This window comes from Halorubrum sp. FL23, assembly GCF_052439115.2.
Classification (GTDB): domain Archaea; phylum Halobacteriota; class Halobacteria; order Halobacteriales; family Haloferacaceae; genus Halorubrum; species Halorubrum persicum.
In genome coordinates this window covers 112,025-135,111 of record NZ_JBQVRO020000003.1, presented here as the reverse complement: position 1 = coordinate 135,111, position 23,087 = coordinate 112,025, and the positions used below count along the sequence as shown (strand labels likewise).

Annotated in this window: 21 protein-coding genes; 13 read left to right on the top strand and 8 right to left on the bottom strand. The window is 71.9% G+C overall.

What is annotated here, in order from left to right; genetic code table 11:
• Nucleotides 1–188 precede the first annotated feature (188 nt).
• The 4 genes from ACT4MF_RS04835 to ACT4MF_RS04820 all read left to right on the top strand — a co-directional run bounded on the left by ACT4MF_RS04835 (nt 189) and on the right by ACT4MF_RS04820 (nt 5,507).
• Entirely contained in the window at nt 189–2,537 is a 2,349-nt protein-coding gene (locus tag ACT4MF_RS04835; RefSeq protein WP_444681906.1) for a type II/IV secretion system ATPase subunit, read from the top strand.
• Nucleotides 2,534–4,501, top strand: coding sequence for a type II secretion system F family protein (locus ACT4MF_RS04830; protein ID WP_099254249.1), 1,968 nt, complete (start codon nt 2,534–2,536; stop codon nt 4,499–4,501). Before ACT4MF_RS04835 ends, ACT4MF_RS04830 begins: the two co-directional genes overlap by 4 nt.
• 85 nt (nt 4,502–4,586) lie before the next feature.
• Nucleotides 4,587–4,817, top strand: coding sequence for a DUF7860 family protein (locus tag ACT4MF_RS04825; RefSeq protein WP_444681905.1), 231 nt, complete (start codon nt 4,587–4,589; stop codon nt 4,815–4,817).
• A gap of 165 nt (nt 4,818–4,982) precedes the next feature.
• Nucleotides 4,983–5,507: a winged helix-turn-helix domain-containing protein gene (locus ACT4MF_RS04820; protein WP_099254247.1), complete on the top strand. Its 525-nt coding sequence runs from the start codon at nt 4,983–4,985 to the stop codon at nt 5,505–5,507.
• An 18-nt stretch (nt 5,508–5,525) separates the two neighbouring features.
• Here ACT4MF_RS04820 and ACT4MF_RS04815 read toward each other — a convergent pair whose 3' ends face one another.
• Complete coding sequence (locus ACT4MF_RS04815; RefSeq protein WP_099254246.1) at nt 5,526–6,746, bottom strand: acyl-CoA dehydrogenase family protein; 1,221 nt, start codon at nt 6,744–6,746, stop codon at nt 5,526–5,528.
• Nucleotides 6,747–6,990: 244 nt separating this feature from the next.
• Here ACT4MF_RS04815 and ACT4MF_RS04810 point away from each other — a divergent pair, with 244 nt between their 5' ends.
• Nucleotides 6,991–8,058, top strand: coding sequence for a phosphotransferase family protein (locus ACT4MF_RS04810; RefSeq protein WP_099254245.1), 1,068 nt, complete (start codon nt 6,991–6,993; stop codon nt 8,056–8,058).
• A gap of 12 nt (nt 8,059–8,070) precedes the next feature.
• Here ACT4MF_RS04810 and ACT4MF_RS04805 read toward each other — a convergent pair whose 3' ends face one another.
• Genes ACT4MF_RS04805 through ACT4MF_RS04775 form a run of 7 tightly spaced genes read right to left on the bottom strand, consistent with a single transcriptional unit; the run spans nt 8,071 to nt 15,411 of the window.
• Nucleotides 8,071–8,883, bottom strand: coding sequence for an SDR family NAD(P)-dependent oxidoreductase (locus ACT4MF_RS04805; RefSeq protein ID WP_444681904.1), 813 nt, complete (start codon nt 8,881–8,883; stop codon nt 8,071–8,073).
• Entirely contained in the window at nt 8,880–10,529 is a 1,650-nt protein-coding gene (locus tag ACT4MF_RS04800) for a long-chain fatty acid--CoA ligase (RefSeq protein WP_444681903.1), read from the bottom strand. The genes ACT4MF_RS04805 and ACT4MF_RS04800 overlap by 4 nt, the downstream gene beginning before the upstream one ends.
• A complete protein-coding gene (locus ACT4MF_RS04795) occupies nt 10,522–11,235 on the bottom strand; it encodes an ABC transporter ATP-binding protein (RefSeq protein ID WP_099254242.1) in 714 nt (237 codons plus the stop codon). The genes ACT4MF_RS04800 and ACT4MF_RS04795 overlap by 8 nt, the downstream gene beginning before the upstream one ends.
• Entirely contained in the window at nt 11,232–12,005 is a 774-nt protein-coding gene (locus ACT4MF_RS04790) for an ABC transporter ATP-binding protein (RefSeq protein ID WP_099254241.1), read from the bottom strand. The genes ACT4MF_RS04795 and ACT4MF_RS04790 overlap by 4 nt, the downstream gene beginning before the upstream one ends.
• The gene (locus ACT4MF_RS04785) at nt 12,002–13,183 is read right to left on the bottom strand and encodes a branched-chain amino acid ABC transporter permease (protein ID WP_444681902.1); all 1,182 of its coding nucleotides are present in this window, start codon (nt 13,181–13,183) and stop codon (nt 12,002–12,004) included. Before ACT4MF_RS04785 ends, ACT4MF_RS04790 begins: the two co-directional genes overlap by 4 nt.
• On the bottom strand, nt 13,180–14,073 hold the full coding sequence (locus ACT4MF_RS04780) for a branched-chain amino acid ABC transporter permease (RefSeq protein ID WP_099254239.1): 894 nt from the start codon (nt 14,071–14,073) through the stop codon (nt 13,180–13,182). The genes ACT4MF_RS04785 and ACT4MF_RS04780 overlap by 4 nt, the downstream gene beginning before the upstream one ends.
• Nucleotides 14,074–14,088: 15 nt before the next feature.
• Entirely contained in the window at nt 14,089–15,411 is a 1,323-nt protein-coding gene (locus tag ACT4MF_RS04775; RefSeq protein ID WP_444681901.1) for an ABC transporter substrate-binding protein, read from the bottom strand.
• A 255-nt stretch (nt 15,412–15,666) separates the two neighbouring features.
• Between ACT4MF_RS04775 and ACT4MF_RS04770 the strand changes: the two genes are divergently transcribed.
• Genes ACT4MF_RS04770 through ACT4MF_RS04735 form a run of 8 tightly spaced genes read left to right on the top strand, consistent with a single transcriptional unit; the run spans nt 15,667 to nt 23,074 of the window.
• A complete protein-coding gene (locus ACT4MF_RS04770) occupies nt 15,667–16,725 on the top strand; it encodes a nicotinate-nucleotide--dimethylbenzimidazole phosphoribosyltransferase (protein ID WP_444681900.1) in 1,059 nt (352 codons plus the stop codon).
• Nucleotides 16,722–18,050 carry a cobyrinic acid a,c-diamide synthase gene (locus ACT4MF_RS04765; RefSeq protein WP_444681899.1) on the top strand — a complete coding sequence of 443 codons (1,329 nt, stop codon included), beginning with the start codon at nt 16,722–16,724 and terminating at the stop codon, nt 18,048–18,050. The genes ACT4MF_RS04770 and ACT4MF_RS04765 overlap by 4 nt, the downstream gene beginning before the upstream one ends.
• Nucleotides 18,051–18,055: 5 nt before the next feature.
• Nucleotides 18,056–19,072 (top strand): CobD/CbiB family cobalamin biosynthesis protein, encoded by a 1,017-nt coding sequence (locus ACT4MF_RS04760; RefSeq protein WP_444681898.1) that lies wholly within the window; start codon nt 18,056–18,058, stop codon nt 19,070–19,072.
• Nucleotides 19,063–19,878, top strand: a complete 816-nt coding sequence (cobS, locus tag ACT4MF_RS04755; RefSeq protein ID WP_444681897.1) for an adenosylcobinamide-GDP ribazoletransferase — start codon at nt 19,063–19,065, stop codon at nt 19,876–19,878. Before ACT4MF_RS04760 ends, cobS begins: the two co-directional genes overlap by 10 nt.
• Nucleotides 19,878–20,540 carry an NTP transferase domain-containing protein gene (locus ACT4MF_RS04750; RefSeq protein WP_444682023.1) on the top strand — a complete coding sequence of 221 codons (663 nt, stop codon included), beginning with the start codon at nt 19,878–19,880 and terminating at the stop codon, nt 20,538–20,540. The genes cobS and ACT4MF_RS04750 overlap by 1 nt, the downstream gene beginning before the upstream one ends.
• Nucleotides 20,537–21,595, top strand: a complete 1,059-nt coding sequence (locus ACT4MF_RS04745) for an aminotransferase class I/II-fold pyridoxal phosphate-dependent enzyme (RefSeq protein ID WP_444681896.1) — start codon at nt 20,537–20,539, stop codon at nt 21,593–21,595. Before ACT4MF_RS04750 ends, ACT4MF_RS04745 begins: the two co-directional genes overlap by 4 nt.
• Nucleotides 21,588–22,331 (top strand): adenosylcobinamide amidohydrolase, encoded by a 744-nt coding sequence (locus tag ACT4MF_RS04740; RefSeq protein WP_444681895.1) that lies wholly within the window; start codon nt 21,588–21,590, stop codon nt 22,329–22,331. The genes ACT4MF_RS04745 and ACT4MF_RS04740 overlap by 8 nt, the downstream gene beginning before the upstream one ends.
• The gene (locus ACT4MF_RS04735) at nt 22,328–23,074 is read left to right on the top strand and encodes a cob(I)yrinic acid a,c-diamide adenosyltransferase (RefSeq protein ID WP_444681894.1); all 747 of its coding nucleotides are present in this window, start codon (nt 22,328–22,330) and stop codon (nt 23,072–23,074) included. Before ACT4MF_RS04740 ends, ACT4MF_RS04735 begins: the two co-directional genes overlap by 4 nt.
• The last annotated feature ends 13 nt before the right edge of the window (nt 23,075–23,087 follow it).

Sequence of the window (23,087 nt, the reverse complement as noted above, 5' to 3'; positions counted from 1 at the left end):
TCGAGGCGCCGGCGGCCGCGCCGCCGCCGGAACCGATCGTTTACACGGACGTTTTCGAACGCTGAAATAAAACGCTGCTGACAGAAAATAACGCTTAAATCGGTCCGCCGGCCACCCGCCGATCGAACCATGATCCGGAGACTGGGCGCCCGCGCTGCGACGAACCGAGCGACGCGGGGTGCCGAGCCGTGAGCGACGGGCCGACCCTCCGGATCGTCGACGACGCGGACGACGATCCGAGCGGTGCGGTCCCGGCACCGGTGCCGCCGGACGACCCCGAGGCGTGGTACGCGCCCGCGGTTCGCGCGCAGTACGAATCGGAGCCCGGGGTCGTCGCGACCGTTCGCGAGCGGGACGGCGGTCGGTTCGGCTACGACGTTCGGGAGCCGCCGCTGTCCGCGGCCGACGAGCGCGCGCTCGACCGCGTCCGCGACCACTTCTCTGGGGTGCGCCACCGCCGCCCGCTCACGCGGGTCGGCGTGAACGAGCGGGCCGAGTCGGGGTTCGAGCCGAAGTACGAGCGCGCGCTCGACCGGCTGCTCGACGCGAGCGCGGCGGCGCGCCGCCGGATCGACTACCACGCGCTGCGCGACCTCCGGCTGCTCGGCGACGTGACGCCGCTCGCCCTCGACGACCGGATCGAGGTGGCCGACGTGGGCGACGAGCGCGAGCTGGTCGTCCACACCGAGACGTTCGCGCCGCTGGAGACGGGGATCGACGCCGACGCGGAGTACGTCGAGCGCGTCGCCGCCGAGCGGCTCGCCCGGTACGCGGTCGACTTCGCCGGGCTCTCCGTCGAGGTGGTCGTCGCCCGCGAGCGGCTGCTCGGCTCGGACGCGTTCGAGACGAAGTACGCCGTCCGCGAACCCGACCTCCTGCCCGGCGACGAGGCGCTGATCGAGGAGTGTAAAGAGCGGATCTGGGAGACGACCGTCAACGGCGTCGTCGACGACCGCGAGGCGTTCGTCGCCGAGCACGCCCGCCGGTTCCTCTCGCGGCGGCTCACCGCGCGCAACACCCGCGCGTGGCTCGGCGCGGCGGCCCATCGCGTCCGGTCCGCGCTGGCCGACCGCGGGCTCGCGGTCCCGCCGGTCGACTCGCGGTACGCCCGCGACCGGCTCGACGACCTCGCGTACTACGTGCTCCGCGACTTCGTCGGCGAGGGCATCCTGACGGTCCCGATCCGCGACCCGAACCTGGAGGACGTGGAGGCGAACCGCGTCGGCGAGCGCGTGAAGGTCGTCCCCCGGACCTCGATCCTGCGGGGGTCCGCGGACGACGCCCTCGGCGACGCCGGCGGCGCGGGGCGGCGCGTCCCGACCAACCTCGCGTTCGACGACGAGACCGCCTTCGTCAACGTCGTCACCGGCCTGGCCGCCCGCGACGGCACCGAGCTCAACGCCTCCACGCCGTCGGCGAAGGTGAACCTCGACGTCGACGGGGTCGACGAGACGATCCGGTGTGCGGTGGCGCTCCCCGTCATCTCGGAGGGCGGCCCGCACGTCTCGATCCGGAAGCAGAGCGCGGACGCCCTGACTCCCGTCGATCTGGTCGATCGCGGGACGCTCTCCCCCGATCTGGTCACCCTGTTGTGGCTCCTGTACGAGCACCGCGGCGTCGTCCTCTTCGCCGGGCCGACCGGGGTGGGGAAGACGACCCTGCTCAACGCGCACACGCCCTTCATCCCGTTCGACGACCGGCCGGTGTCGATCGACGAGGGGTCCCGCGAGGTCCGGCTCCCGCACGAGACCGGGGTGTCGCTCACGACCCGCGACCACGAGGACGCGTACAAGGCCGTGAGCATGTCGGAGCTGATGGCCGAAGCGAACTACCTGAATCCCGACGTGGAGGTGATCGCCGAGATCAACACGCCCGCGAGCTTCGAGACGTTCGCCGAGACCCTGAATACGGGCCACGGCGTGATCGGCACCACCCACGCCGAGGACGTGGAGGCCCTCGTCAACCGCGTGATCGAGCACGGGCTCCCGGCGTATCTCCTCCGCGAGGTCGACCTGGTCGTCTTCCCGCGGCAGGCCGACGGCGAGCGCTACGTCTCTCGGGCGGTCGAGCTCCTCTCCGAGGCTGAGTACGAGGCGCTCGATCCGGCGGCGGCGCACAGCCCGACGGGGAACCCCAAACACGGCGGTGCCGGCGTCGTCGACAAGGGGTCGGAGGCGGTGTACTACAACACGATCGCGTGGCGCGACGCCGACGGTGACTTCCAGTTCCCGGGCGCGCCGGGTGGGTCGCCGTCCGCGGACGGTGACGGGTCTCACTCCGACGCCGCTGAGACCCCCACCGCGCCCGGCGACGGGCGCCGCCTCCACGCGCTCGCCCGCATCGCCGACCACACCGACCGCGATGTCGGCGCCGTCGAGGCGGAGTTCGCGTCCAAGCGACGGTACGTCGAGTACCTCGTCCGCGACGGGGTCGACGACGTCGACGCGCTGTTCGAGTTCCTCGCGGACCTCCGGACCGACGAGGCGGCGACCGTCGAGCGCGCCGCCCGCACGACGGGCGGGGAGGGGAGGCCGTGAGCGGCGAGCCTCCGACGGGGACCGACGCTTCGGGAGGTCGCCGCGCCCTCGACGCCGCCGAGGCCGACGGGTTCACCCGCGCCGGCGGCTCCTCGGTGATCGACCGCGTGCTGTACGCCCTCTTCGCGCGCCACGCGAGCGACCGCCGGCACGACGCCGACCGGAAGCGGTACCGCGGCACCGCGCTCGACACGGGGTTCGAGACGTACCTGTCCAGGGTGTACGGGCTCTCGTGGGTCGCCTGCGTCGCCGTCATCGTCCCGGCGCTGCTCGTCGCCGCGTCGACCGCCCCCGGCCTGCTCGCGGCGGTCGACGCCCGGATCGGCGCGCGCGCGCCGGTCCCGGTCGGGTCGCTGTCGGCCGACCGCGTCGCCGTCGTCGCCGCGGGCCTCGCCGGGCTCCTCGCCAAGCGCGCGACGGTGCGGCTCGGCGGGCTCCACCTCCGCTGGCTCACGGCGGCGCGCCGGACCGACATCGAGCGGACGCTCCCGCCCGCCGTCCGCTACCTCGAACTGCTCTCCGCCGGGAGCGACGGTCCCCGAGAGATGGTCGAGAAGGCGGCCGCGAACGACGCGTACGGCGGGACCGCGGCCTCGCTCCGGAAGGCGCTCAACGCCGCGCGCCTCGCCGGGAGCCTCGACGAGGGACTCCGTCGGGTCGCCCGCGACACGCCCTCGCGGGAGCTGCTCGCGCCGTTCCTCCTGAAGTTCCGCAAGCACGCGGCGACCGGCGACGCGGCGCTCGCGGAGTACCTCCGGACCGAGCGCCGGATGCTCGCGCACCGGCAGGATCGCGCGCGGAAGCGCGCCCGGCGATTCCTCGAACTGCTCACGGAGCTGTTCGTCGTCGTGCTGGTGTTACCGGCGCTGCTCGTCATCGCGGCGACCGCGCTCACCGTCGTCGTTCCGGAGCTGCTTCCGCCGGTCGACACCCCGGTCGGCGTGGTGCCGACGCGGGCGGTCGTCCTCTACGGCGCCGTCGCCTTCCTCGTCGCCATCGGCCTCGTCGGCGCGGTCGCGGTCGGGACGCTGCGCCCGCCGAACCAGCGCGCGAGCTACGACCTCCCGGCGACTCCCCGCGGCATCCTCGCCTCGGTCGGGCGAAATCCCGCGAGCGCCGCGGTCGTCTGCGCGCCGCCCGCGGTCCTGATCGCGCTCGCGCTCGCGTTCTCGGGGTACACCCTCGTCAACGTGGGACTGCTCTCGTACGCGGCGTTCGCGGTCCCCGTCGGCGTCGTCGCGGGGCGACGCACCCGGATCGACGACGCGAAGGACCGCGAGCTGACGGACTTCGTCCACGCCGTCTCGGGTCACGTCGCGCAGGGGCGGCCCTTCCCGGCGGCCGTCGAGGCGGTCGCGCGCGACGCGGACCTCGGCGTGCTCGACGACGACGTGGCCGACCTCGCGTTCGCGCTCCGGTCGACGACGGCGACGGGCGGCACAGCGGGGGCCGACGCGTCGGACCAGTCATCCGACGTCCGGGAGGCCGCGATCGACCGGTTCGTCGACCGCGTCGGAACGCCGCTCGCCGAGGGGACGCTCGGGGTCGTCACCGACGCCCTGAACGCCGGGAGCGACGCCGACGCCGTCTTCGAGACGCTCCGGATCGAGGTCGGGCGGCTCTACAGCGAACAGCGCGCGCTCCGCTCCTCGATGCACCCCTACGTCGCGGTCGGGTGGGCGGCGGCCGCGCTTGTCGCGGCGGTCGTCGCCGTCGTCAACACGCAGGTGATCGACGCCGCGCGGCTCGCCGACCTCGCCGGCGCCACCGACCTCGTGACCGAGCCGGAGACGGTGCTCCCCGACCTCGAACGCTTCCGGCTGTACGTCGTCACGCAGGCGACGATGCTCGCGTCGGGGTGGTTCGCCGGCACCGCCTCTCGCGGGCGGTACGCGGCGCTGTTCCACTCCGGGCTGCTCGTGGCGATCTGCTACGCGGCGTTCACCGCGGGCGGGTTGGTGTGAGCGCCGGGTCGCGCCACCGGGTCGACGCAGGCGCGACACTCACCAGAGAGCAACACTTATGCGATTCTCTCGGCAAGCCACGGCCATGGCTGGACGGTACGGCAACCTGGACTACCCGACGATCACCAAACGCGGCGTCGCGATCGGGATCGGACTGTTCCTGATCGGGGCCGTCGGCGAGGCGTACATCCACATGACGGGCGCGCAGGTACCGGGGTGGGAGGAGCAGCTCCTCCTCGATCTGGAGTTCCTCGGCACCGCGATCGCGCTCGCCACCCCGTTCATCTTCGGGATCTTCCTCCCGCTCACCGAGTAGCTCTCACCCTCCGAGTCGTTCCCGCTCACCGCACAGCGGCGGGTCGGGCTCTCCGTCGCGCGCTCGATGCGCGACGGAGAGCCCGACCGACTCGGACCGCGGACCGAGGCGGCGACCGTCGAGCCAAATACTGATTACCGTGACGCGTTCACTTCCACGGAAAGCATGCCCGAGAAACAGCCGCGTCCCGACTGGAACCTCTCCGAGCGGGACACGATCATCCTTCAGGAGCTCGCTCGGGACCCCCAGCTCACCTCGCGGGGGCTCCGCGACCTCCTCGCCGAGGAACACGACATCGACGTCTCTCACGTCACGGTCAACGAGTCGATCCGGCGGATGCGCGCCGACGGCGTGTTCCGGGAGGCGTTGGTCCCCAACGAGGAGCATCTCTTCTTTTCGCTCTTCGAGTTCCAGTTCAATCCGAAGGGGTTCGACGAGCACTGGGAAGACGCCCTCGAGCATATCCGGTCGAGCCGGCACACGTTCATGTACTTCCTCTCCGACGGCGACTACCAGTGGAAGACGATCATGATGTTCGAAGACCGCGAGCAGGAGTCGAAGTGGATACACGAGTTCTACAAGGAGTACGGCGAGCTCGTCAACAACCTCCGCAACTCCGTCGTGACGAACGTCCTCAAGTTCGGGACCGACCCCGAGCTGTTCGAGGTGTTTCAGGAGGACGAGGAGTGACCGGCGCGGACTCCCGGCTCAGTCGAACTCGCCGAACCGCGTGACGGTTTCGAGCTCCTCGGTGGGCGGGTCCTCGAAGGCGTCTCGGGCGATCGACCGGCGGTGGACCTCGTCGGCGCCGTCGACGAGGCGGAACTGCCGGACGTTCTCGTGGAAGCGCGCGATCGGCAGGTCGTACGCGATGCCGTTGCCGCCGCAGAACTGGAGCGCGTCGTCGATCGCTTCTTGGGTCACGTTCGCCGCGAACGTCTTCGCCATCGCTACCTCGATGCGCCCCTCGTGACCGTCGGCGATCCGTCCGGCGGCGTGTCGCACCATCGTGCGGGCGGCGTGGAGTTCGGTGCGGCGGTCGGCGATCCGGAACCGCGGCCCCTGCTTCTCCGAGAGCGGCTCGCCGAACCCCTCCCGCTCGGAGAGGTAGGCGGTCGCGATGTCGAGCGCGCGGTCGGCCATTCCGGCGTACCGCATGCAGTGCGTGAGCCGGGCCGGCCCGAGCCGCTGCTGGACGAGCGTGAACCCCTCGTTCTCCTCGCCGAGCGTGTTCTCGACCGGCACGCGCACGTCGTCGAACCGGATCTCGGCGTGCGTCGTCCCGACCAACCCCTCGCCGAGGTGCGGGATGTTCCGAACGACCTCGACGCCGTCGGCGTCGGCGGGCACGAGGATGACCGAACAGCCGGCGTACGGGTGGGCCTCCTGGTCCGTGCGGGCGAAGGTTAACAGCACCTCCGCGTCGACTCCGCCGGTCGTCCACCACTTGTGGCCGTTGATGACCCACTCGTCACCCTCCTTCTCGGCGGTCGTCGACAGCATCTTCGGATCGGAGCCTCCGCCCTGCATGGGCTCGGTCATCGCGAAGCCCGAATCGATCTCCCCGGCCGCCAGCGGGCGGAGCCAGCGCTCCTTCTGCGCGTCGGTGGCCGCGATTTCGAGGGTGTGCATGTTCCCCTCGTCGGGCGCCGCACACCGGAGCGCCGTCGGCCCGAGCAGGCTGCGGCCCGCTTCCTCGAACACCGGCAGCATCTCGCGGAAGCCGAGTCCGAGCCCGCCGTACTCCTCGTCGACCTGCGGCGCGTAGATCCCCCTGTCGCGCGCTGCGTCGCGTAGCGCCTCGATCTCCGCCTCCGGGATCGGCCCGCGACCGAGCCACTCGCGTTCGACCGGCAGCACCGTCTCGTCGACGAACTGCCTGACGGCGTCGGCGATCTCCGGCCCGCGACCGATATCGTCGTATTCCATAGCGTTGGTAGTTTATCAATGTAAATAGTAGTTCCGGCGAGATGCCCAAAAAAGCTATAAATACCGAGTCTAACCACTTCGATATCACAAACAGATTTACAATGTTAGTCATATCTCCCATAATCGGCGAACTCCGTTCGGTACGGAACTGGCCGGGAAGCGGCGCGTCGGCGGCGAGCCGATCGGAAACAGAGTGGGCGGAGGCGGCCCGATCGAGGGGGGGCCGTCCAGGAGCAGATCGGCCGTGAGCGACCCCGACTACCTCGACCGGTTGGTCGACGACGACGCGCTCGGGGCGTACCTGACCGCCGAGCTCGGACCGGCGGACACGTTCGCGGTCGAGCGACACGCCGAGGGCCACTCCAACGAGACGCTGTTCGTCACGTGGGGCGACCGCGAGCTGGTGGTTCGCCGACCGCCCCCAGGCGAGACGGCCGACACGGCCCACGACGTGCTCCGAGAGCACCGCGTCGTCGACGCGCTCGGCGACACGACCGTTCCCGTTCCCGAGACCCTGCGCGCCTGCGACGACCACGCGATCCTCGGCAGCGACTTCTACCTCATGGAGCGAACGGAGGGGGACGTGCTCCGGGAGGCCGAGCCGGACCGCTTCGCCAATCCGACCGCCCGCGAACGGGTCGGCACCCGACTCGTCGACACGCTGGCGGCGATTCACGGGGTCGACTACGAGGCTGTCGGACTCGACGACTTCGGCCGTCCCACGGGGTACACGGCGCGACAGGTCGAACGCTGGACCGGGCAGCTCGAGTGGGCGTTCGAGACGACCGAGGCGGTCAGGGCGGTCCCCGACCTGGTCGCCGTCGGCGAGTGGCTCGCCGACAACGTCCCCGACGACCACCCCGAGACGCTCGTCCACGGCGACTTCAAGCTCGACAACGTGATGTACGGCCCCGGAACGCCGCCGGCGGTCGTCGCCGTCTTCGACTGGGAGCTGTCGACGCTCGGGGACCCGCTCGCCGACCTCGGCTGGCTGCTCCTGTTCTGGTACGACGAGGGCGATCCGGTCCCGGCGATGCCCGAGCTGATGTCGACGTTCACCGCGCGCGAGGGGTATCCGACCCGCGCCGAGCTGATCGAGCGCTACGAGAGCACGACGGGCCGCGAGTTCGCCCACGAGCGGTTCTACCGGGCGCTCGCGGCGTACAAGATGGCCGCGCTGGGCGAGATGTTCCTCGCGCGGCACCTGAACGACGACAGCGACGACCCGCTGTACCCCAAGATGGAGACGCAGGTTCCCACGCTCGCGGCGCGCACGCTGGCGTACGTCGAGGGTGAGACCGACCGGTTGTGACCGGCTCCGGGCTCACCGCGCCGTCCAGCCGCCGTCGGCGGCGAGCGTCTCGCCGGTGACGAAGCTCGCCGCGTCGCTCGCGAGGAAGGCGACCGGGCCCGCGATCTCTATCGGGTCGGCGAAGCGGTCGAGCGGGGTCCGGTCGAGAATCGACTGCCGGAGGCGCTCGCTCTCCTGTAGCGTCTCCGTAAGGTCGGTCGCGACGTAGCCCGGGGCGACGGCGTTCACCCGCACGTCCGGCGCCCAGTCCATCGCCGCGCTCTTCGTGACCCCGACGAGCCCGTGTTTCGAGGCGACGTACGGATGCTGCTTCGGCAGACCGACGACCCCCGCCACGCTGGCGACGTTGACGACGCTCCCGCCGGACGCTTTCAGGTGTGGGCCGGCTGCCCGAAGGGTTCGAAACGCCCCTCGCAGGTTCACGTCCAAGACCGACTCGACGGCGTCGCTCTCGACATCCGCCGGGTCGCCGAGCGCGTCGCCGGGATTGAATCCGGCGTTGTTGACCACGACGTCCAGCGAGCCGAACGCCTCGACGGTCTCGTCGACCAGCGCGGCCACGTCGTCGTCGTCTGTCACGTCGGCGGTGATTCCCCGCGCCTCGACGCCGAGATCGCGGGCCTCGCCCGCGACCGCCTCGACTTCCGCCGCGGTCCGCGCCGAGGGGACGACCGTCGCCCCCGCGGCGGCCATCCCGAGGGTTATCGCTCGCCCGATCCCCCGTCCCCCGCCGGTGACGACGGCGACACGCCCCGAGAGGTCCGGAAGGGCGTCGTCCGGCGTCAGGGAGGCGTCGTCCGGCGTCCGGGAGGCGTCGTCGGTCATTCGCTTCCCCCCTCGCCCGGCGCGTACGGCAGGGGCGGATCGTCGACGGTCTCTCGGAGCGTCTTCTTGTCGAACTTCCCCGTCGCGGTCTTCGGGATCTCCTCGCGGAACCGCACGTCGTCCGGGAGCCACCACCGGGGGAACTCGTCCGCGAGGAACGCCCGGACGCCCTCGACGTCGAGTTCGCGGTCCGCCTTCGGCACGACGAACGCCAGCGGGCGCTCCTGCCAGCGCTCGTGGGCGGCCGCGATCACCACCGCCTCGGCGACGTCTCCGTGAGCCATCAGGGCGTTCTCCAGCTCGATGCTGGAGATCCACTCGCCGCCCGACTTGATCACGTCCTTGACGCGATCGACGACCTCGATGAAACCGTCCTCGTCGACGGTGGCGATGTCGCCGGTGCGGAGCCACCGGGCCCCGCCGTCGTCGGCCGCGAGGAAGTCCGTCGCGTCGGCTTCGGGGCGGTCGTAGTACTCCTCGACGACCGACGGGCCCCGGACGAGCAGCTCGCCGAACGCCTCGCCGTCCCAGGCGACCGGCTCGTCGTCGTCGTCGACGACCCGCATCTCCAGCCCGGGAGAGAGCAGCCCCTGCTTCGCCCGCTTGTCGAGCTTCGACTCCCGATCGGCGTCGGCCATCTCCGAGGTCGGCCGCGAGACCGACCCGATGCTCATCGTCTCGGTCATCCCCCACGCGTGTTCGATCGTCACGTCGTGTTCGTCCTCGTACCGGCGCATCACCTCGCGGGGCGCCGCGCTCCCGCCGACGACGATCCGCTCGAGCGAGGAGAGGTCGCCGCCGTGTTCGTCGAGGTGGTCGAGCACGTCGATCCACACCGTGGGGACGCCCGCCGTGAGCGTCACGCCCTCGGACTCGATCAGCTCGACGAGGTCGGCCGGGTCCGGAGAGGGCCCCGGATACACCTGTTTCGCCCCCGCCATCGTCACGGCGTAGGGGAACTCCCACGAGTTCACGTGGAACATGGGCACGACGGGCATCACCACGTCGTCCTCGGCGATGTCGAGCGCGGCGGGCGTCATCACCATCATCGCGTGGGCGTAGATCATCTTGTGCGTGTACTCGACGCCCTTCGGCTTCCCCGTGGTGCCGGAGGTGTAACACATCCCGGCCGGGTCATCCTCCGAGAGCGGCGGCCACGACTCCATCGGGTCGGCGTCGGCGATCAGCTCCTCGACCGCCGAGAGCGGGATATCGGACTCCGTCTCCGGCACCGACTCGCCCATGACGACGACCTCGCGGACCCCGTCGATCCGGTCCCACAGCTCGTCGAGCGTCGAGACGGCGTCGCGGTCGACGATGAGCACGTCGTCCGCGGCGTCGTTGATAATGTACTCGACGTGGTCGTCCTGTAACAGGAGGTTCACGGTGTGGAGCTGTGCGCCGGACAGCGGGACCGCGTAGTACGCTTCGAAGTGTCGGTGGGTGTTCCACCCGAGCGTTCCGACCCGGTCCCCGGGCTCGACGCCCAGCTCCGCGAGCGCGCCGGCGAGCCGCCGGACCCGGTCGCCGAAGTCGGCGTACGTGTACCTGTCGACCCCGTCGTGGGTGCGCGAGACGACCTCCGTCTCCGGGAACAGCCTGGTCGCCCGCCAGAAGAAGGGGCGGAGCGTGAGCTCCTCAGGCATCCGCGGTCCCCACGGAGAGGTACGTTTCGAGGAGGTCCTCGCGGTCGCGGATCTCCTCGACGGTGCCGTCGAACACGATCTGTCCGGTGTCCATGATATACCCCCGTTCGGCTAGATCGAACGCGAAGTCAACGTTCTGTTCGGTCAATAGGACTGTCACGTTCTCGTCGACGACCGTCTGAACGATCTCTCGGAGGTCGTCGACGATCACGGGCGCGAGGCCCTCGGTGGGCTCGTCGAGAAGCAGCACGTCGGGCGCCTGCACCAGTGCGCGGGCGACCGACACCATCTGCTGCTCGCCGCCGCTGAGGTTCTGCCCGTCGTTCTTCCGCAGCGGTTCGAGCGCCGGAAACAGCTCGTACATCTCCGCGACCGGTCGCGGGTCGCTCGCGAGGTTGTGCGCGAGCCGGAGATTCTCGTGCACGGTCAGCGTGGGGAACACCCGCCGGTCCTCCGGGACGAGCGAGATCCCCCGCTCGTTGATCTCGTCCGAGGAGAGGCCGGCGATCTCCTCGCCGCGGTAGGTGATCGAGCCGGTCCGCGGCGGCGACGCCCCGACGATGGAGCGCATCGTCGTCGTCTTTCCGGCGCCGTTTCTCCCGAGCAGCGTCACCACTTCGCCCTCGTCTATCTCCAGTGAGATCCCGTGGAGGACGTGGCTGTTCCCGTAGTACGTGTTAATCTCGTCAACGTCGAGTATCGTCATACGCTATCACTCCCCAAGTACGCCTCCGTCACGCGTTCGTCGTTCAACACGTCCTCCGGCGTCCCGTCGGCGAGGATCGCTCCCTCGGCGAGCACGACGATCCGGTCTGAGATGTCGGTGACGACGTCCATGTTGTGTTCGGTCACGACGAACGTCGCATCTAGGTCGGCGTCGAGCTCGCGGATCAGCGAGACGATCTCGGTCACCTCCGTCGGGTTCATCCCCGCGGTCGGCTCGTCCATCAAGAACACGTCCGGCTCGATGGCGAGCGCCAAGGCGATCTCGACGGTTCGCTTCTCGCCGTGGCTCAGCGTGTCGCACGACGTGTCCGCGATGTCGGTGAGCCCGGTCAGCTCCAACAGCTCCTCGATGTCGGCTTCGAGCGCCGCGTCGCCGCTCGCTCGCGACCGGAAGTCGAGGCGCGTCTTCTCGTGGCTGATCCGAGCGACCCGGACGTTCTCGCGGACGGTGAGCCCCTCGAAGACGTTCGTGATCTGGTAGGAGCGCGAGAGGCCGGCCTGCGCGACCTCGTGCGGCTCCGCGTCGGTGATGTCGGCGAGGCCGCCCTCGCCGTCGTCTCGGAGCCAGATCGAGCCGGAGGTCGGTTGGAGCACGCCCGTCAACAAGTTGTAGAACGTGGTCTTTCCGGCCCCGTTCGGCCCGATGATGCTGGTGATTTCGCTGTCATCGATCTCGATCGACACGCCGTCGACAGCGGTCAGTTCGCCGAACTGCTTGCGGAGGTCTTCGGTCTTGAGAACGGTCGTCACGAGTCATCACCGCGGTCGGTCCGTGTTTCGTCGTCCGGTACAGTCGCTCCCGCGCCGCCGGAGTCCCCGTCGCCGTCGGGGGCTTCTCCGTCTCCGCCGGCGTCCGTTTCGCCTCCGTCGTCGTCGTCCCCGAGCAGCCGATCCCGGAGCAGCAGGAGCCCACCGACGGTCCCCTGCTTGAAGTACAGCACGACGGCGATGAGCAGCGCGCCGAAGAACAGCTCCCAGTACGCTTCGAGCGTCGGGAAGCGGCTGATCGCCCAGCGGATGTAGAGGAAGACGAACGCGCCCACGATCGGGCCGGAGAAGTACGTTGCGCCGCCGATAACGGTGGCGATGACGGCGATCGCGCTCGTCGACCAGTGCGTCAGTCCCGGGGACGCGACGCCCGCGAGCCCCGCGCGCAAGACGCCGGCGATCCCCACGATCGCCGCCGAGAGGATGAACGTCATCCAGCGGTGGTGCCTGACGTCGATCCCGAGCGCCGACGCCCGGTCCGGGCTCTCGCGGATCGCCTTACAGACGGTCCCGAACGGGGAGTTGACGACGCGCCACGCCCCGTACGTCGCGGCCAGTACGACGACCACGGAGAGCGCGTAGTACGTCCGGCGAGCACCGATCCGGAAGCTCGAGCCGCCAATATCGACGCTGCCGAGCAGCACGATGATCCCGTCGGTGCCGTTCGTCAGTCCCGCCGGATCCTGGATGATCAGGGAGTACCCCAACATCCCGAACGCGAGGGTGATCAGCGCGAAGTAGATCTCCTCGAGCCGCACGCTGAGCCACCCGACCGGCACCGCGACGCCGACGACGAGCGCGAGGCCGACGACGCCGCCGACCACGAACGTGAGGAGCGGGGAGATCCCGGACCCGACGATGTCGGCGAACACCGGACCGAGGTCCCGCAGCACGATGGCGACGCCGTACGCGCCGCCCGCGTAGAACAGGCCGTGACCGAACGACAGCAGTCCGGTGTAGCCGTACAGCAGGTTGAAGCCGAGCGCGAACAGCGCGACGACGAGGAAGTCGGTGAACAGGTAGACCTGGAAGGACGGCCCGAACGCTAACAGGATCAGGCCGAGCGCGCCGAGGATCCCGAACCGCTCGCAGGTCCAGCCGTCGGCGGCGGCCGAGACGAACTCGCGGACCCGGCCGCCGGCAGTCGTCGTCGCGCTCATTCGCCGATCCCTCCGAAGAGCCCTTCGGGACGGAACAGCAGCACGATCACCATCGCGAGGAACGGGATCGCGATGCTGCCGGCGCTGATGAACTGCGGCCCCAGACTCTGCATCATGCCGATGAGCATCGCGCCGACGAACGCCCCGCTCATCGAGCCGAGCCCGCCGATGACGACGACGATGAACGCGTCGATGATCACCTGGTCCCCGAGCGCCGGGCTGGTCGACTGCAGCGGCGCGGACAGCGCGCCGCCGAGCCCGGCGAGCACGCTCCCGAGGAAGAAGACGCCGGTGTACAGCCGCGGCACGTCGACGCCGAGCATCGACGCCATCTCGCGGTCAGAGGAGGTCCCTCGCACCAGCGAGCCGAAGTACGTCCGCGTGATGAACAGCCAGAGCCCCGCCAACACGGCGATCGCGAGACCGATGACCACCAGCCGGTACGCGCTGAAGGTGCTCCCGCCGAGCGACACGGAGAAGTTGAACACGTCGGGCGGATCGATCGAGTACGATCCCGACCCCCAGATGAATCGAACCGCCTCGTGGATCACGAGGACGAATCCGAACGTGACGATGAGCTGATCGAGATCGGCGTCGACCCGATCGTACAACGGTCGGATCGCCGCGAACTCGATGGTTGCGCCGACGACGCCCACTGCGAGGGCCCCGGCGACGGCGGCGATCCAGAAGTTGTCGATGAGGCCCGTCACGACGGCGAGCGTCACGTACGCGCCGAGCATGTAGAACCCCCCGTGTGCGAAATTAAGAACGCCGAGCACCCCGAATATGAGACTCAACCCGACGGCGATCAGGAAGAGCCGACTCCCGAGGCTCAGCCCGATGACAACGTCGGCAACCCCGATCAGCGGAACGAGAGATGGTAGGCTCATGGAGTCGACGCCAGGTTAGATACCCGCCGGCAGATCGGAGTCACCGAGCGCCTCGGACAGCACGTCCGGGCCGGCGTCGTACACGTTCACGGGGTCGAGCACGTTGCTCTCCCACTCGTCGTCGTACGTGACGGTGCCCCAGATGGACGACACCGTCGCCTGATTCGTCTCGCTAAACCGGTAGTCGCCGACCGGGCCGGAGTGCTCCATTCCGGTGAACTCGTCGACGAGCGCGCTGGTCTCGGTGCTCCCGCTCGACTCGATCGCCTCCTTGTACAGGTAGACGGCGCGGTACGCGCCCTCGGCGTTGTACGTCGGGAGCGCGTCGTACTCCTCGTAGTACGCGTCGCGGAACGCGTTGTTCGCCTCGGTGTCGGGGGCGAACGGGTCGTACCGCGTCGAGGCGTACTCGCCCTCCGGGAGCGGGTTCCCGTCGCTCGCGAGGTCGGTACCCATGCCGACGCTGAACAGCGTGTGATCGATCTGATCGAACCAGCCGGCGTCCTCGGCCTGTCCGATGAACGTGGTGAGGTCGGCGCCCCACAGCGGCGTGAGCACCGCGTCCGGTTCGGCGTCGAGGATCGAACTGATGTACGGCGTGTAATCGCCCGTCTCCAGCGGCGGGAACTGCTCGGCGGTGAACTCGGCATCGACACCGAGGCCCGCACAGAAGTCCTGGAAGTAGTCCCACGTCTCGTACCCGAACGCGTAGTCGGGACCGATCGTCGCCCACTCCGTGGCGTCGAGTTCGGCGGCGGTCCGCGCGGCCCCGTAGATGTCCTGCGTGAGGTTGTTGGAGTCGCGGAACACGTAGTCGTTGCCGACGGAGTCCTCGTGTTCGCCCTCCGGCGAGGTGACGAACGGGGTCGCCGCGTGCGTGATCATGAACGGCATCTCGAGCTGTGCCGCCTGCGGCGCCACGGCTTGGGCGACCCCGCTGGAGTCCAGCCCGAACAGCCCGTGGACGTTATCCTCCTCGACGAGGCTCCGCATCTGCTGAATCGCCGTGTCGGCGCTCGCTTCGGTGTCTCGGACGATCACTTCCACGTCGCGCCCGTCGATGCCGCCGTTGTCGTTGATCTCCGCCTGGGCCATCTCGATCCCCCGCTCGGCGGCCTCGCCGTACAGCGAGGCGAACCCGGAGAGGATGTACGTCGCGCCCAGCCGAACCACGTCGTCGCCACCCCCGCCCGAACAGCCGGCCAGCGCGACGGTCGCGCCGGCGCCGGCGGCCTGCAGGAATCGACGCCGCCCGACCGGCGAACGGCTTTCCGAACCCGCATCGATATCTCTGTTCCGGTTTCGCTTGTTTTCGTTATCCGGGCTTCTAGCTACCATTGTTAACGATTGTCCGTGGGTGTCCGCCCATATAAATGTGCAGGTCAATCACACGGATTACCCCGTCCCCACCGGCCGACCGGCGATCGATCGCCGCGATGCCGGGCGTCGTCGACCGATCAGCCGGAGTCCCGATCGATTAAAGTCCGCTTGTGCTAATCAACCGCTAGTGGTTGTCATCGACCGGGCGGGCGACGGACGCGATCGACCGGCCCCCGCCCCCGACAGATCGGGGCGACGAGCCGGGGGTGCGGCGTGACCGACGTGACGCTCGCGGTCGTCGCGGGAACGACCCGGACCGCCGCCATCGACGGGATCAGCGCCGCGGGAGCGGATCCCGACCTGCGGACTCACACCCCGAGCGCCGACCTCGAGATCGTCGCCGACGGGCGGCCCGCACCCGACTCGGCCGTCCCGGTCAGCCCCTCGGGCTGTCCGACGCCGGCGGTCGTCACCCGCGCCGTGCGCGAGCTCGTCGGGTTCGGGTTCGTCGGGGTCGACGCCGGCCTCGCGGTCCCGACCGCGACGGGGGCGCCGGTCCTCGACGCGGGCGCCGCGCCCGGCGGCGACGTGCGAGACTCGGACCCCGTCCCGGACGCGGCGACGATCTTCGAGTCGGCGCGCGCACTGGCGCCGCGGGTAGCTCGGGGCGGGGAAGCGACCGCGTCCGGCGGCGACGACGGCGACAGCGAACTCCTCGTCGCCGAGACGATCCCCGGCGGCACGACGACCGCGCTCGGCGTGCTCACCGCGCTCGGCGAGCGACCGGCGGTCTCCTCGTCGCTGCCGGCGAACCCCCTCGCGACCAAGCGCGCGGTCGTCGAGGAGGGGTTGGACGCGAGCGGCCTCGCCGCCGGCGACGCGGCCGGCGACCCGCTCGCCGCGCTCCGGCTGATGGGTGACCCCGTGCTCGCCGCGGCCGCCGGCCTCGTCGTCGGCGCGGTCGAGCGCGGGGTGCCGGTCACGCTCGCGGGCGGGACCCAACTGGCGGCGGTCGCCGCGCTCGCGCGCCACGCGGGCGTCGAGCGACGGCTCCCGCTCGCGACCACCTCGTTCGTCGCCGACGACCCCTCCGCCGACGTGGGCGCGCTCGCGGACGACCTCGAGTTGACGCTCGCCGCCACCGACCCGGCGTTCGGCGAGAGCGACCACCCGGCGATGGCGGCGTACGCCCGCGGCGAGGCGAAGGAGGGCGTCGGGATGGGCGGGGCGTTGGCGCTCTCCGAGCGCGCCGGCGTCCCCGCCGGCGACGTGCGCGACCGCGTGGCCGACCTCACCGACCGGCTGCTGGCCGAGAAGGGGACTCAGCCGTGAGGGGTTTCGTCGTCGGCGGCACGGCGTCCGGGGTCGGCAAGACGGTCGCGACGCTCGCAGCGATCCGGGCGCTGGAGGACGCGGGCCACGCGGTCCAGGCCGCGAAGGCCGGCCCGGACTTCATCGACCCGAGCCACCACGAGCGCGTGACGGGGCGCCCCTCGCGCACGCTCGACCTGTGGCTGCAGGGGGAGGGCGGTCTCCGCCGGAACTACGCCCGGGGCGAGGGGGACGTCTGCGTCGTCGAGGGCGTGATGGGGTTGTACGACGGCGACGGGTCGAGCACCGCCGCGGTCGCCGAGGCGCTCGACCTCCCGGTCGTGCTCGTGGTCGACGCGAGCGCCGGGATGGAGAGCGTCGGCGCGACCGCGCTCGGCTTCCGGGCGTACGCCGACCGGATCGGCCGCGAGATCGACGTGGTCGGCGTGATCGCCCAGCGCGCACACGGCGGGCGCCACGCCGACGGGATCCGCGGGGCGCTCCCGGACGAGGTGAGCTATCTCGGTCGCGTTCCCCCGAACGACGACCTCGACGTGCCCGACCGCCACCTCGGGCTCCACATGGGCGACGAGTCGCCCGTGCCCGACGACGCGCTCGCCGCGGCCGCCGAGGGGCTCCGGACCGACCGGCTCGTCGATCTCGCGCGGGAGCCGGCAGGGTCGGCGGAACCGGCGGAACCGGCGGAGCCAACCGGCCCGGTCGGTCCCGCCGACGGCGACCGCCCCCGCGTCGCGGTCGCCCGCGACGACGCCTTCCGCTTCGCGTATCCCGCGACGATCGAGCGCCTGCGCGAGCGGGCGACCGTCGAGGCGTTCGCGCCGACCGCGGGCGACCCGCTCCCGCCCTGCGACGGCGTCTACCTCCCCGGCGGCTACCCGGAGCTGCACGCCGCGGACCTCGCGGCGAGCCCGGCGCTCGACGACATCGCGAGCGCGGCCGCCGAGGGGACGCCGGTCCTCGGCGAGTGCGGCGGGCTGATGGCGCTCGCCGAGTCGCTGACGACCGCCGCGGGCGAGAGCCACGCGATGGCGGGCGTCCTCCCCGCCGACGTGGAGATGCGCGACCGGTATCAGGCGCTTGACCACGTCGCACTCCGGGCGACGCGGGACGCGCCGACGGCGTCGGCGGGAACGACGCTGCGCGGTCACGAGTTCCACTACTCGGAGGCTGACCCCGCGCCCGACGCCCGGTTCGCCTTCGAGGTGGAGCGCGGGACCGGGATCGACGGCGACCGCGACGGCCTGATCGAGCACCGAACCCTCGGAACGTACTGTCACGTCCACCCGGAGAGCGGGGCGTTCGACGCGTTCTTGGACGGGCTCTGATCCAGATGTCGCCCGCTCCGCTTCTCGGCTCCGCGCTCTCTCCCCTCGCCGCGCTGGCGATCGCGGTCGGCCTCGACCTCGCGGTCGCGGAGCCGCCGGCCCGAGTTCACCCTGTCGCGCTGTTCGGGTCGGTCGTGGGGCGGTTCGACCGGTCGTGGTCGCGTCCCCGGATCGTCGGCGTCGCGGTCGCGGTCGCGCTCCCGCTCGTCGCCGCGGCGGGCGCGGGCGGGATCGTCGCGCTTGCGGCGTCGCCTCCGGCCTCTTCCGTCGCCGCCGCCCTCCCCGCCGTCGTCGCCGGGACGCTCCTCTTCACCACCGTCAGCCTCCGGATGCTGTTGGCGACGACGGCCGAGGTCGCCGGCCTGACCGACTCCGACCCGGACGCGGCGCGGCGGTCGGTCCGGGCGCTCGCGGGACGGGACGCGACGGACCTCTCGCCGGCCGACCTCCGGAGCGCGGCCGTCGAGAGCGCGGCGGAGAACCTCGCCGACGGGTTCGTCGCGCCGCTGGGCGGGTTCGCGCTCGGGGCGACGGTCGGGCTCACGGTCGGCGGCTCCGGAACCGCGCTCCCGCTCGTAGCTGGAGTCGCCGGCGCGGTCTGGGTGAAGGCCGTCAACACGCTCGACTCGATGCTCGGCTACCGCTCGAAGCCGGTCGGGTGGGCGAGCGCGCGCCTCGACGACGCCGCCATGTTCCTCCCGGCCCGCGCGACCGCCGGGTGCCTCGCGCTCGCGGCCGGCTCTCCCAGCGCGCTCCGCCGGGCGGCCCCGTGGGCGCGGGAACCGGGGTCGCCCAACTCCGGGTGGCCGATGGCGACCGCCGCGGTCGCGCTCGGCGTCCGGCTGGAAAAGCCCGGCCACTACGCGCTCAACCCCGGCGCGAGCCCGCCGAGCCTCGCCGACGCGGAGCGGGCGGTCCGGCTCGTCGGCGTCGCCGGCGGGGTCGCGGTCGCCCTCGCGGCGGGGTGGTTGGCGGCGGTCGGCTGGCTCACGCCTCCGACGGGGGTGGTCGGATGGTCATGACCGCGATCCGCGGCGCGCTCGGCTTCCTCACCCGGATCCCGGTCGGCAACGGCGAGGCGGCGTGGGAGGCGTTCGCGCGGTCGCCGTGGACGTTCCCGGTCGTCGGCTACCCCGTCGGCGGGCTCGTCGCCTTCCCGCTGCTGCTCGCCTCGCCCCCCGCGTCGGTCCCCGCCCCCACGGTCGCGTTCGCGTTCGCGCTCGCCGTCTACGCCGTCACCGGGATCGGCCACCTCGACGGGGTGGCCGACCTCGGCGACGCCGCGGTCGTCCACGGGGACCGCGAGGAGCGCCGGCGCGTGCTGAAGGACTCGGCACTCGGCGTCGGCGGGACGGTCGCGCTCGCGCTGGTCGTCGGCGGGCTGGCGACCGCCGCGCTCGCGCTGGCCGAGATAGCGACAGGCGCGACGGGCGCGGGAGGCTCGATAGGCGCGGGAGCTGGAGGCAGTCCGCTCGCCGTGGTCGGACTCGTCGTCGCCGCGGAAGTCGGCGCGAAGGCGGCGACCGCGACGCTGGTCTGCGTGGGCGACGCGCCCCACGAGGGGCTCGGCTCCGCGCTGACCGGCGAGTCGTCGCCTCGGGCGATCATCCCCGTCCTCGCGCTGGCTGCGCCCGCCGTGCTGCTCGGCTGGCCGCGGCTCCTGCCGGGGTTCGCGGCCGTCCTCGCCGCGCTGGCGACGGCGGCGCTCGTCGCGCGGTGGGCTCGCCGACGGCTCGGGGGCGTCTCCGGCGACGTGCTCGGCGCCACCACCGAACTCGCGCGGGTCGCCGCGCTGCACGCGGGGGTGATCGCGTGGACGCGCTTCTGATGTGCGGCGGCCGCGGCAGCCGCCTCGGCGACGAGACGGAGAAGCCGCTCCGGGCGATCGCGGGGCGGCCGATGGTCGATCGGGTGCTCGACGCGCTCGCCGAGAGCCGGATCGCGGCGACTCACGCGGTCGTCTCCCCGCACGCGACGCGGACGCGAGCCCACCTCGCCGAGCGGGCGACCGACTCCCCGTCGCCGCCGGTCGTCGACGCCCCCGGAAACGGCTACGTCGCCGATCTGCAGTACGCGATGGACGCGGTCGACGCGGGGGGCGACCCGCTCCTGACCGTCGCCGCCGACCTTCCGCTGTTGGACGGCGCGGCGGTGAACGCGGTCATCGACGCGGCCCGCGCCGCCGACGGCGACTCGCTCACCGTCTGCGTGCCGGCGGCCCGGAAGCGCGAGCTGGGCGTCAGCGCGGACGCGACGACGGCGATCGACGGTCGCGAGGTCGTCCCCGCCGGGATCAACGTCGTCGGGACGGGTGACCGCGAGGCGAACGACGCTGACGGCGACGGCGGTGCGGTCCACCTCACCGACGACGTCCGGATCGCCGTCAACGTCAACTACCCGTCGGACGCGCGGACCGCGGAGCGACTGCTGAAGCACGACGTGACGCAACCACCGGTCGACGGTTCGGTCGACCACCACACGGACCAATGAACCTCGACACCGCGCTCGGACTCGACCGCGAACCGCACGGCAGCAGCGACGACCCCGACCTGCTGGACTTCTCCGCGAACACCAACCCCGAGGTTCCGCCGGGCGTCGAGACCGCGTACCGCGAGGCGTTCGCGGCCGCGCGGTCGTACCCCGCGGAGCCCCCGGCGGCGTACCGCGAGGCCGCGGCCGAGTACGTCGGGTGCGACCCGGAAGCGGTCGTGCCGACGCCCGGCGGGCTCGCCGCCATCCGGGCCGCGATCGCGCTCGCGGTCGACGCGGGTGACACCGCCCTGCTCCCGGCGCCGAGCTTCGGCGAGTACGCCCGCGAGGTGCGCCTGGAGGGCGGCGAACCCGTCTTCGTCGCCGCCGACGCGGTCCTCGACGCCGATCCGACCGACCACGCGCTCGCGGTGGTCTGCGCCCCGAACAACCCCACCGGGACCGACTACGAGCGCGCGGAACTGGAGCGGTTCGCCGCGCGGTGCCGCGCGGCCGACACGCCCCTGCTCGTCGACGAGGCGTTCCGCGGGTTCACCGACCGCCCCTCGATCGCTGGGACCGCGGGCGTCGTCGTCGCCCGGTCGCTCACGAAGCTGTTCGGCCTGCCCGGGATCCGGGCGGGCTTCGCGGTCGCGACGGGCGAGTTCGGCGCGGCGCTCGCGAGCGCCCGCCGCCCGTGGAACGTGAGCGTCCCGGCGCTCGCGACCGGCGCGCACTGCATGCGGCGAGACGCGTTCATATCTGCCACCCGCGAGCGCGTCCGCTCGGAACGGGCGCGGATGGCGGCGGCGCTCGAGGAGCGGTACGACGTGACTCCCTCCGAGGCGCCGTTCCTGCTGCTCGACGTCGGAGCCGACGGCCGATCGGCCGAGGCGGTCGTCGAGGAGGCTCGCGACCGCGGCGTCGCGGTCCGCGACGCGACCACCTTCCGCGGACTCGACTCGCACGTCCGGGTCGCGGTGCGCCGGCCCGCCGAGAACGACCGCCTGCTCGCGGCGCTGGGCGTGGGCGACGACCAGACCGGCGGTGGAGAGTTGGGTGGAAACGATGTTTGACGCGACCGTGCGCGAGGGCGTGCTCCGCGTTCGCCGGCCCGAGACGCGCTGGCTCTCGACCGGCTGGAACGGGGGACGATCGCGCGGCGACGCCGCCTACAACGCCTCGGTCCCGGAGGGGTTCGACCGGACGGACCTCGGCGCGTACCGCGACGAGCGACTGGCGCGGGCGCGGTTCGAGACCGGGACCGCCCCGCCGACCCTGTTCACCGGCGTCTCGATGTCGCACGCGCGCGGTGCGCGCCTCGGACCGGTGATCGCGTACGCGACCGCCGGGCTGTCGAACCCCGCGACGCTGCCGATGGAGCCGGAGCGAGCGGCAGCCGACGCCGACGCTGGGGGCACCGAGCGCGACGCCGCGACGCCGACCAGTGAGCCGTCGCGGCGCCCCGGCACGGTCAACCTGATCGTCGGGACGACCCGTCGGCTCGCGGACGGCGCGGCGGCGAACCTCGTCGCGGTCGCGGCCGAGGCGAAGGCGGCGACGCTGCTCGCGACGGCCGGCGTGCCGGGGACGACGAGCGACGCCGTCGTCGTCGGCGACGACCCGACCGGGGAGCCGGCGGCGTTCTCAGGCAGCGCCACCCCGGTCGGGTCGGCGGCCCGCGTCTGCGTCCGGGACGCGGTCCGCGCGAGCCTGCGGTCGCGGTATCCGGACGGCGACTACCCCGGCCCGCCGGCCGACGCCGAACACGGCGTCGTCGGCGACGACCGGGCGACGGTTTTCGAACCATGACACACGACGACACCACTCGCGACGACGGCGACAGCGACGACGAATCGACGGACGGAGCGCCTACCGAGGGCGACGATCCCGCCGCCGCGCGGACTCCCGGCGGCGGTGCGGCCCCCGAACCGCAGCCGATCGAGCCGAGCGCGCCCGAGGAGTTCGGGCTCGTGCAGGCCTGGTGGGGCGACGGTAAGGGGAAGACGACGGCGGCGATGGGGATGGGGTTCCGGGCCGCGGGCCACGGCTACCGCGTCCACATGCTCCAGTTCATGAAGGGCGGCGCCGACAGCGTCGAGGGCGTCAGGGGCGAGTACAATGCGATCGCCGCGATGCCGGGATTCTCCTACGAGAACGCCGGCCACTACGGCTGGCACGGGCTCCTCGACGGCTCCGCGGACGACGAGCACGAGGCGAAGGCGAGCGCGGCGTTCGAGCGCGCCGAGACGCTCGTCGCGGGCGCCGCCGACGCGGACCTGACCGACGCGCTCCCGCTCGACGGCGACCCCGACGACGGCGTCCACATGCTCATCTTGGACGAGGTGTTGTACGCCGCCGACCGCGGGCTCGTCGACCCCGAGGAGATCGTCGCGCTCGCGGCGTCGAAGCCCGAGGGCCTCGAGCTCGTCCTCACCGGGAGCCACGCCGAGCCGGCGTATCTGGAGGGAGTCGCCGACCTGATCACCAACGTCCGGAAGGAGGCCCACCCCTTCGACGCGGGCCACCGCGCCCGGCGGGGAACGGAGTACTGAGACGCGTGACCCC

Bases quoted from the DNA above. Each gene is read 5' to 3' on its own strand.
- ACT4MF_RS04800 (WP_444681903.1), bottom strand. From the start codon at position 10,529: ATGCCTGAGGAGCTCACGCTCCGCCCCTTCTTCTGGCGGGCGACCAGG.
- ACT4MF_RS04775 (WP_444681901.1), bottom strand. From the start codon at position 15,411: ATGGTAGCTAGAAGCCCGGATAACGAAAACAAGCGAAACCGGAACAGA.
- ACT4MF_RS04795 (WP_099254242.1), bottom strand. From the start codon at position 11,235: ATGACGATACTCGACGTTGACGAGATTAACACGTACTACGGGAACAGC.
- ACT4MF_RS04760 (WP_444681898.1), top strand. From the start codon at position 18,056: ATGTCGCCCGCTCCGCTTCTCGGCTCCGCGCTCTCTCCCCTCGCCGCG.
- ACT4MF_RS04820 (WP_099254247.1), top strand. From the start codon at position 4,983: ATGCCCGAGAAACAGCCGCGTCCCGACTGGAACCTCTCCGAGCGGGAC.
- ACT4MF_RS04785 (WP_444681902.1), bottom strand. From the start codon at position 13,183: ATGAGCGCGACGACGACTGCCGGCGGCCGGGTCCGCGAGTTCGTCTCG.
- ACT4MF_RS04815 (WP_099254246.1), bottom strand. From the start codon at position 6,746: ATGGAATACGACGATATCGGTCGCGGGCCGGAGATCGCCGACGCCGTC.
- ACT4MF_RS04750 (WP_444682023.1), top strand. From the start codon at position 19,878: ATGTGCGGCGGCCGCGGCAGCCGCCTCGGCGACGAGACGGAGAAGCCG.
- ACT4MF_RS04805 (WP_444681904.1), bottom strand. From the start codon at position 8,883: ATGACCGACGACGCCTCCCGGACGCCGGACGACGCCTCCCTGACGCCG.
- ACT4MF_RS04740 (WP_444681895.1), top strand. From the start codon at position 21,588: ATGTTTGACGCGACCGTGCGCGAGGGCGTGCTCCGCGTTCGCCGGCCC.
- ACT4MF_RS04780 (WP_099254239.1), bottom strand. From the start codon at position 14,073: ATGAGCCTACCATCTCTCGTTCCGCTGATCGGGGTTGCCGACGTTGTC.
- cobS (WP_444681897.1), top strand. From the start codon at position 19,063: ATGGTCATGACCGCGATCCGCGGCGCGCTCGGCTTCCTCACCCGGATC.
- ACT4MF_RS04745 (WP_444681896.1), top strand. From the start codon at position 20,537: ATGAACCTCGACACCGCGCTCGGACTCGACCGCGAACCGCACGGCAGC.
- ACT4MF_RS04825 (WP_444681905.1), top strand. From the start codon at position 4,587: ATGGCTGGACGGTACGGCAACCTGGACTACCCGACGATCACCAAACGC.
- ACT4MF_RS04735 (WP_444681894.1), top strand. From the start codon at position 22,328: ATGACACACGACGACACCACTCGCGACGACGGCGACAGCGACGACGAA.